The following is an 8,059-nucleotide window of genomic DNA, read 5'->3' as shown; positions in this document are numbered from 1 at the left end:
CGACGAGTTGCACGTGCACTCGGTGCCGGATCACAAGTTCGAGGTGGCCGCCGCAGCCAATCAGACGTTCCAATTCAGCGTTGACGTTCCGGGCAGCGTTGACGTCGAGCTACACCATCTCGACCGCACCGTCGCCACCATCCACGTGCATCCGTGACCGAACCGGTCATCGTCGCGCACGGCCTTGGTGGGTCGAGCGATCTTCCTGTGCCGTACGCCTTTTCGGTGATCGGCGCGGCTTGGGCGTTGACCTTCACCTTCGCGCTGGTCGCCCTCGCGTGGAAGCGGCCACGGTTTGATCCGGCCAATCCCACTCGCCCGCTGCCGGCGGCGGTGACCACTGTCGTGGACTCGCGGGTCGCCCGCGGTGTGGCGGCGGTCGCGGCGTTGGCGTTCACCGGGTGGGTGCTGCTGGCCGGGTTGTGCGGACCGCAAACGCAGAGCAACGCGCTCCTCGGCGTCTTTTACGTGCTGTTGTGGGTGGGGCTGGTGGCGATTTCGCTGCTGGTCGGGCCGATATGGCGGGTCATCTCGCCGATGCGCACGATGTACCTACTGCTGCAGCGCATTACCCCGGAACGCCTCGCCACGTCACGGCTCACCTACCCGGAATCCTGGGGGTATCGACCCGCCGCGGTGGGATTGTTCGCATTCGTGTGGATGGAATTGGCCAGCCCCAACCCGGCCGCGCTGCCGTGGGTCAAGACGTGGCTGCTGATCTATGCCGTGGTGATGCTGGGCGGCGGATGGCTATGCGGGCAACGGTGGTTCGCCCGAACGGACCCGTTCGGCGTCTACAGCATGGCAGTTTCGCGGCTCTCCCCCTTCCGGCGCGACTCGACGACACACAGAATCGCGATCGGCAACCCCTTCGATCATCTGCTGTCGTTGCCGATTCGGCCGGGCATCGTCGCCGTGCTGGCGGTGCTGCTTGGCTCCACCGCATTCGACAGCTTCTCGTCGTCGGCAACCTGGCGCAACTTCGCCGACGGCCTCGCCCGGAGTATTCATGCTGTGCCGCTGTCGCTTTCGCTGTCCGCGTTGCGCACCATCGGGATGCTGTTTTTCGTCGCTGTGGTGGCGACGACCTTCTCCCTGGCCGCCCGTGCGACCGGCGGAATCGACCGTGAGCAGCGTCGTGCGCTACCCGGTCAGCTGGCGCACTCGCTGATTCCGATCGTGGTGGGTTACATCTTCGCGCACTACTTGTCGTATCTGGTCGAGCGCGGGCAGCAGGCGGTGTTCGCCCTCGCTGACCCTCTCGGCAAAGGCTGGAACCTGCTGGGGCTGGGGCATTTACACGTCGCCTATGTGCTTTCGCTGCATCCCACGTTGTTGGCCGTCATCAAGGTGGCGTCCGTCGTCACCGGACACATCGTGGCGGTGATCGCGGCCCACGACAAAGCGTTGCGGCTGCTGCCGTCAGGCCACCAACTCACCGGCCAGCTGACCATGATGCTGGTCATGGTCAGCTACACCTTCACCGGGTTGTACCTGCTCTTCAGCGCGTAGCCGTCATTCCAGGACGCCGTCATGCAGCTCGGCGAACAATTCGGTGTTGCGGCTGTAGTCGACTGACACGTCGATAATGGTCACCCCCGGCTCGGCCAACGACCGCGTGAACGCATCCTCGAACTCGGTCAGGCTGCTCACCCGGACACCGTTGGCGCCGAAGGCCGCCGCGTAGTGCACGATGTCGTAGTCGCCCAACTGCACACCCGATGTGCGGCCGTACTTCAGCTCCTCCTGGAACGCAACCATGTTGTAGGTGTTGTCGCGCATGATCACATGCGTGAGGCTCAGGCCCAGCCGCGTCGCGGTCTCCAATTCCTGTGCACTGAACAGGAATCCACCGTCGCCGGACACCGAAACGACTGGTGTACCCGGCCGCACCAGGGCGGCGGCCATCGCCCACGGCAACGCGACACCAAGGGTCTGCTGGCCGTCGGAGAACAGCAGTCGCCGAGGCTGATACACCCGGAAATGCCTGGCCATATAGATGTAGTGCGATCCCACGTCACAGGCCACGGTGGCGATGTCGTCGATCAGGTCCCTGATCTTCAGCACCACGGCGGCCGGGTTGACGCCGCCCCCGGTCTGCGGGCGTTGTCGTGCCTCCTCATCGATGGTCAGCAGCGCTGCCCGCTGTTCGGCGATGCGGGCGCTGACGCCGCCGTCCAGTCGAAGTCCGGTCAAGTGCCGAGTCAACGCGGTCAGCGTCGCAGCGATGTCGCCGCGCAGCTCGAGGGTGGGCTGGTAGTGGTTGTCGATGTCGGCGGGCATTTCGTCGATGTGGATCAGCGTGCGGCCCGGATCCGAATTCCACAGCCCCGGATCGTATTCGACCGGGTCGAAGCCGACCGTCACCAACACATCGGCATGGCCGATCACGATGTCGCCGGGTTGGTTGCGGAACAGTCCGACGCGCCCGACGAACCGCTCTTCCAGTTCGCGCGACACCACACCGGCAGCCTGAAATGTCTCGACAACCGGCAGATCGGCGACCGCGATCAGCTCGCGCAGCGCCGCACATGATGCGGGTTCGCCGGCGCGAACGCCGACGAACAGCGCCGGGCGCTTTGCTGCCCGAATCAAGTTGACAGCCTGCGCAATTGGACCAGCCGGTGCGGGACCCAACGCCGGCACCGGCGTCGGCTCGACGATTGCCGCAGATGTAGTGGCCGCGAGCACGTCGGCGGGTAGCACCACGGCCGCGGCGCCGTGCGGCTGGGTGAGTGCGATGCGGATGGCGTTGGCAACCGCTTCGGGGACGTTGTCGGGATCGTTGACCTCGCCGGTGTACTTCGTGAATGGCTTCAGCGCCGCAGCGGCATCCATCGATTGATGGGTGCGCTTGAGCCGGTCGGCCCGTTGTACGGCACCGCAGATCGCCACCATCGGGTCCTGCTCGGTGGTGGCGGTGATCAGTCCGGTGGCCAGATTCGTGGTGCCGGGACCCGACGTCACCAATGCGACGCCCGGTGTTCCGGTGAGCCGGCCGACCGCGGCGGCCATGAACGCGGCGTTCTGCTCGTGACGACAGACGACCAGTTGCGGGCCTCCGTCAGCCAGAGCGTCGTACACGGCGTCGATCTTGGCGCCCGGCACGCCGAAGATGAATCGGATGCCGTAGGCGGTGAGAGTTTCGACCACGCGTTGGGCTGATCGCACGTCGTTGCTCAGAGGTCATTCCCCCTCGGTGTGGCGGATCTGGGAGTCCATGTCAGTCTTGTTCAGTTCGGCGGCAAGGAATTCCGGTGTGCGCGGCAGGCTCAGATGCAGCTCCGAGCGAACACTGATGTCGACCCGGCCTTGCGTCAACAGGTAGTCCAGGGCGTGTCCGCCGTGGCGCCGTTCGGCGTCAACGAAGTGGGAGTGGTAGCCGGCCACCGAGACACCCTGCTCGTAGTCCGGCATCCGGAATCCCGCCAGGGTGCCGGTGACGTCGCGAAAGGTCACCTCTTGCTGATCTTGGGTGGCCTCGGTGAACGCCGGGTAGGGCCGGTGCTGCTCGGTGACCGTCCGGGTGCGAATCACACTGAAATCGCCGGTAACCCGGACAGCGACGATCAAATTCGTACTCGGCAGTGATTCGTCGATCCGGGCTTTGAGACCGGCGCGGTCGATGGGCTCAGTCACCTCGAACGAGCGGTCGGCGTCAAACCAGGTGACGACGGCGAACGGGGTGCGCTGATCAGCATCGGCAACCTGAGCGCTGCCGTCGCCGCGCAGTTGGTAGCAGACGCCGTCGAGCACCAGCATCTCGCCGTCGAGGCCGTTGAAAGTGCCCAGGCCAAAATTGCCGTGCTGCAACAGCTCCCGGATCGTCACGTCGCCGTCGTACACGCCGTCGAGCAGAGCACCCATCGTCGAGGTCTGGTAGACCTCGCTGCCGTGGCGATGGGCGATCATCGCGTGCAGCCAACCGCGCAGACGGCTCGTAGCGGACTCGTGCGGATCAAACGCCATCGTGGATCTCCATCGTTGCGACGCGCTAGGGATTGTTCCGCTCATTCGCCGCGTGGTCAACGCGACCGCCGGCCTGCTATCAATCCCGTCACGAGAGTGTGGCGGGCCGCCGGGCATTCGAACGGTTGCACACTGGATATCGTGGCGTACTTTTTCTTTCAGGCGAGTACGGGGAGGCATCGAATGAGCGATATGGGACTGGACCGGCGGTCGCTCCTGGCTGCGGGGCCACTGTTGCTGGCAGCGATCGCCGCCGGTGACAAGACGGGCAACCCCGGCGCAATCAAGTTGGCGCCGCCGCCAGAAGCCGGCCCGGATCCCAGTGAAACGTTCATTCAGAACTACCAGGACATCGTTTTTGAGCCGTGGGGCAACTTGCCGCCACACAGCGGCGAAATGGCCATGCTGTACGGAGATTTCAACACTCCGGGTCCATATCTGGTGGTGATGAAATGGAATCCGGGGTGGTTCAGCGCACCACATACCTATGCGACCGACCGGATTCAGCTGGTGGTTAATGGCAGATGGTTTGTCAACAGCGGGAAGGATTTCCAACCGCAGGATGCAGTACCTGTCGGGCCGGGTGGCTATGTGAAGCGCGCCGCGCGCACCCCGCACTACGACGGCGTGCCAGCCGACCAGTCCGAGCCTGCCGTCATCGCCATCTTCGGCCTCGGCCCAGTCGACGTGCATCTGACCGACCCGAGCCAGCCATCATGGCGTCAGGTGTGACGCAGTCAACGGGAAGCGGGCGGGTCGGCGGCGAGCCCAAGCGACCGCAGCGTGCCCGCGAGGTGGTTCTGCACGGCCTCCAGAGTCCGCTGGAGATCGCCGTCGCGCAGTGCTTCGGCAATGCCGCGATGCTCGTCGAGGATCGTCGCCATCCGCTGGCGATCATGGATCAATGATTCCCCGGTCATCCGCATCTGACGATCACGCAGTGATGAATAGAAGCCGCACAGTATGACGTTTCCCGAGTCCTCCAAAGTGACGTCGTGATAGGCGCGGTCGGCCTCTACGAACTCTCGCCAGTTTGACGCGGCAGCGGCGTCACGCTGTCGTTGCAGCGCCGCAGACAGCCGCTCGAACACCGCCGCGCGTGCTGCCGGCTCACGCGCGACCACTTTGGTGGCCGCGAACTGTTCCAGAAGCAGCCTCGCCTCGATGACTGCGCGCGCTTCATCCGAGGACACCTGCACAACAAGCGCGCCGCGCTGCGGGTACAACCGCAGCAGCCCCTCGGCCTCCAGTCGCAGGAAGGCCTCGCGCACCGGAGTGCGCGACATCCCGAGAGCGGTGGCAACCTCACCCTCGCTGATCAATTCCCCACCGGGAAACGCTCCGGTGAGCACCTGAGTTTTGACGTAATCCAGCGCGCGATCCTTGGCCGCGGGTCGGCCACGCCCGGTCGCCTTCGGTACCACAGCACACCCCTTGAAGCTAAGCCGTATCCCACTTGTATCCCTGGCTGTATTCGCATATTACCGCTGCTCAGCCGATGTGACGAGGATCTGGCATGTCGAGTCGGTTGCAACTGAGATACAAGATAGATACTATTAGGGTACAAGCTACGCAGCAGAGGAGGCAGGCCGTGACCATCACGAACCCGCAGCAGGAAGTTGCCGAATCGATGAACTTGGATCCGACCATGCCGGCGCCGATGACCAACGTTGCCGAGTTCGGGTTCGAGGGCCGTTTCGAAGAGTGGGCCGATGATGCGCGCTATTTCGAGTACTCCAAGGCCGCCAACCCGATTGGCTCGGGGCACGTGCCGCAGGTGCCGATCGTTCGGTTCGGCCCCGAGCTCTACCTGGACGAGCCGACGGGCGTGGTGCCGTTGGATCTGTCCAAAGAGCTGGGAATCGTCGACGGTGCGGCGACCAGCCCCGCGCTATCGGCCAACTTCTTGCGCATCCGTGCCGGCGAGCAGATCGACACCAGCCCGAACGCCACCAGCCAGCTGTATTACGTAATGCATGGGCGGGGCTTTGCGGCTATCAACGGCCACCTGGTCGGGTGGGAGAAAGGCGACTTTTTGACCCTGCCCGCCGGATCGAACGCGGTGTTCTACGCTGACGCCGACGCGACGATGTACTGGGTGCACGACGAACCGCTGCTGCGCTACTTGGGTGCTGACGCAACCCGACCCAGATTCCGGCCCACCAAGTTCCGCGGCGTCGATGTCGCCGCCAAGCTCCAGGACATCGCCTCCCGTCCCGGTGCCAACGAGAAGAGCCGGGTCAGCGTTCTGCTGGCCAATGCCGACCAGGAACAGACCCTGACCATCACCCACGTGCTGTGGGCCATGTTCGGGGTGCTGCCGGCCGGCCAGGAGCAGCGCCCGCACCGGCACCAGTCGGTCGCGCTGGACCTGATCCTCGATGCGCCCCCGGGTGGCTGCTACACCCTGCTGGGCACTCGGCTCGACGCGCGGGGGGACATCGCCGACCCGATCCGGGTGGACTGGCAGGCCGGCGGCGCATTCATAACCCCGCCGGGCATGTGGCACGCCCACTACAACGAGACCGACACGCCCGCGCACCTGATTCCGGTCCAGGACGCCGGGCTACAAACCTACCTGCGCAGTCTCGACATCAAGTTCACCCAGCGCCGCGACGCGGTAGCCGGCTGACCCTAGCCAAAGCAACAGCAGTGATGATCTACTGGGCTGCAATGGTTTTGGGCCGCTATCCCATCAGTTTGAGTCCAACGATGGCCTCAAGATAAAGGAGAAATGTCATGGCCAAGGTACTGCTTGTTCTCTATCCGGACCCCGTCACCGGCTATCCGCCGGTGTACGCACGCGACAGCATCCCGGCGTTGGATGGCTACCCCGGCGGCCAGACCTTGCCGAGCCCGTCGGCCATCGATTTCACTCCGGGCGAATTGCTGGGCTGCGTCTCCGGTGAGCTCGGCCTGCGCACATTCCTCGAGGGCGGCGGGCACCAGTTGGTCGTGACATCGGACAAAGACGGCCCGGACTCGGAGTTCGAGCGGGAGCTGCCCGACGCCGATGTGGTTATTTCCCAACCGTTTTGGCCGGCGTACCTCACCGCCGAGCGGATCGCCAAAGCTAAGAATCTCAAGTTAGCCCTGACCGCCGGCATCGGATCGGACCATGTTGATCTCGACGCAGCGATCGCCCGCGGGATCACGGTCGCCGAGGTGACCTTCTGCAACAGCATCAGCGTCGCCGAGCACGCCGTCATGCAGATCCTCGCGTTGGTGCGCAATTTTGTTCCGTCCCATCAGTGGGTTACCGACGGCGGGTGGAATATCGCCGACTGCGTCGAACGCGGCTACGACGTCGAGGGCATGGACGTCGGCGTAATCGCCGCGGGCCGCATCGGCGCTGCCGTGTTGCGCCGGATGGCACCGTTCGACGTCAACCTGCACTACACGGACACTCGCAGACTGCCAGACGAGGTCGAAAAGGAACTGAACGTCACCTATCACCCCGACGCCGCGTCGCTGGCGCGCTCGGTCGACGTGCTATCGATCCACGCTCCGTTGCACCCGCAGACCTATCACTTGTTCGACGAGAAGCTGATCGCGTCGATGCGGCGCGGCTCCTACATCGTCAACACGGCCCGCGCCGAGATCTGCGTGCGCGACGCGGTGGTGGCAGCGCTGAAGAGCGGTCAACTGGCCGGCTATGCCGGCGACGTGTGGTATCCGCAGCCGCCACCGCCCGACCACCCGTGGCGCAGCATGCCGAACAACGCCATGACGCCGCACGTCTCCGGCACCACGCTGTCGGCCCAGGCCCGTTACGCCGCGGGGGCGCGGGAGATTCTCGAGGACTTCTTCGCCGACAAGCCGATTCGCGACGAATACCTGATCGTGTCCGGCGGCGGGTTGGCCGGCACCGGCAAGGCGTCTTACACCGCGGGCAGTGGCGGGAGCCCCGGCAGCAGCGGCAAGTAGCTCAGCTGATCGGGTGCTCGACGCGTTCGCTGCCGTCCCAGCGGCGCAATCCGGCGAGGTTGCCGTAGATCTCTGGCGGTTGACCCGCCAGCCGAAGGACCGGTCCGAGTTGGGCACCCTCGACTCGACGGGCCAGCGTGACATGCGCCGTCCATTGACCGGG

The 8,059-nt window shown here is 64.9% G+C and carries 7 protein-coding genes and 1 pseudogene; 4 read left to right on the top strand and 4 right to left on the bottom strand.

Translation table 11 applies throughout. The features are described from left to right. Positions 1-153 precede the first annotated feature (153 nt). The gene (locus VGH54_RS21945; protein WP_331514203.1) at positions 154-1,512 is read left to right on the top strand and encodes a hypothetical protein; all 1,359 of its coding nucleotides are present in this window, start codon (positions 154-156) and stop codon (positions 1,510-1,512) included. A gap of 3 nt (positions 1,513-1,515) precedes the next feature. Here VGH54_RS21945 and alsS read toward each other — a convergent pair whose 3' ends face one another. Next, positions 1,516-3,171, bottom strand: coding sequence for an acetolactate synthase AlsS (gene alsS, locus VGH54_RS21940; RefSeq protein ID WP_331514201.1), 1,656 nt, complete (start codon positions 3,169-3,171; stop codon positions 1,516-1,518). A gap of 15 nt (positions 3,172-3,186) precedes the next feature. Further along, positions 3,187-3,912: an acetolactate decarboxylase gene (gene budA, locus VGH54_RS21935; protein ID WP_331514205.1), complete on the bottom strand. Its 726-nt coding sequence runs from the start codon at positions 3,910-3,912 to the stop codon at positions 3,187-3,189. Positions 3,913-4,203: 291 nt separating this feature from the next. Between budA and VGH54_RS21930 the strand changes: the two genes are divergently transcribed. Next, positions 4,204-4,701: a tat pathway signal sequence gene (locus VGH54_RS21930; RefSeq protein WP_331514200.1), complete on the top strand. Its 498-nt coding sequence runs from the start codon at positions 4,204-4,206 to the stop codon at positions 4,699-4,701. Between the two features lie 5 nt (positions 4,702-4,706). On the opposite strand, the gene VGH54_RS21925 is transcribed toward VGH54_RS21930, so the two are convergent. Continuing rightward, on the bottom strand, positions 4,707-5,393 hold the full coding sequence (locus VGH54_RS21925) for a GntR family transcriptional regulator (RefSeq protein WP_331514199.1): 687 nt from the start codon (positions 5,391-5,393) through the stop codon (positions 4,707-4,709). Between the two features lie 206 nt (positions 5,394-5,599). Between VGH54_RS21925 and VGH54_RS21920 the strand changes: the two genes are divergently transcribed. Continuing rightward, on the top strand, positions 5,600-6,601 hold the full coding sequence (locus VGH54_RS21920; protein ID WP_414688766.1) for a cupin: 1,002 nt from the start codon (positions 5,600-5,602) through the stop codon (positions 6,599-6,601). 107 nt (positions 6,602-6,708) lie between these two features. Beyond that, positions 6,709-7,896 carry an NAD-dependent formate dehydrogenase gene (locus tag VGH54_RS21915; RefSeq protein WP_331514198.1) on the top strand — a complete coding sequence of 396 codons (1,188 nt, stop codon included), beginning with the start codon at positions 6,709-6,711 and terminating at the stop codon, positions 7,894-7,896. Between the two features lies 1 nt (position 7,897). Here the strand turns inward: VGH54_RS21915 and VGH54_RS21910 are convergent. Then, positions 7,898-8,059: pseudogene (locus tag VGH54_RS21910) on the bottom strand (2'-5' RNA ligase family protein); the annotation flags it as partial.

The sequence above is a fragment of the Mycobacterium sp. genome (assembly GCF_036488105.1).
GTDB lineage: Bacteria > Actinomycetota > Actinomycetes > Mycobacteriales > Mycobacteriaceae > Mycobacterium.
The sequence above is the reverse complement of the archived record's forward strand: the minus strand, read 5'-3'. Positions and strand labels throughout refer to the sequence as shown.

Bases quoted from the DNA above. Each gene is read 5' to 3' on its own strand.
- VGH54_RS21920 (WP_414688766.1), top strand. From the start codon at position 5,600: ATGAACTTGGATCCGACCATGCCGGCGCCGATGACCAACGTTGCCGAG.
- VGH54_RS21915 (WP_331514198.1), top strand. From the start codon at position 6,709: ATGGCCAAGGTACTGCTTGTTCTCTATCCGGACCCCGTCACCGGCTAT.
- budA (WP_331514205.1), bottom strand. From the start codon at position 3,912: ATGATCGCCCATCGCCACGGCAGCGAGGTCTACCAGACCTCGACGATG.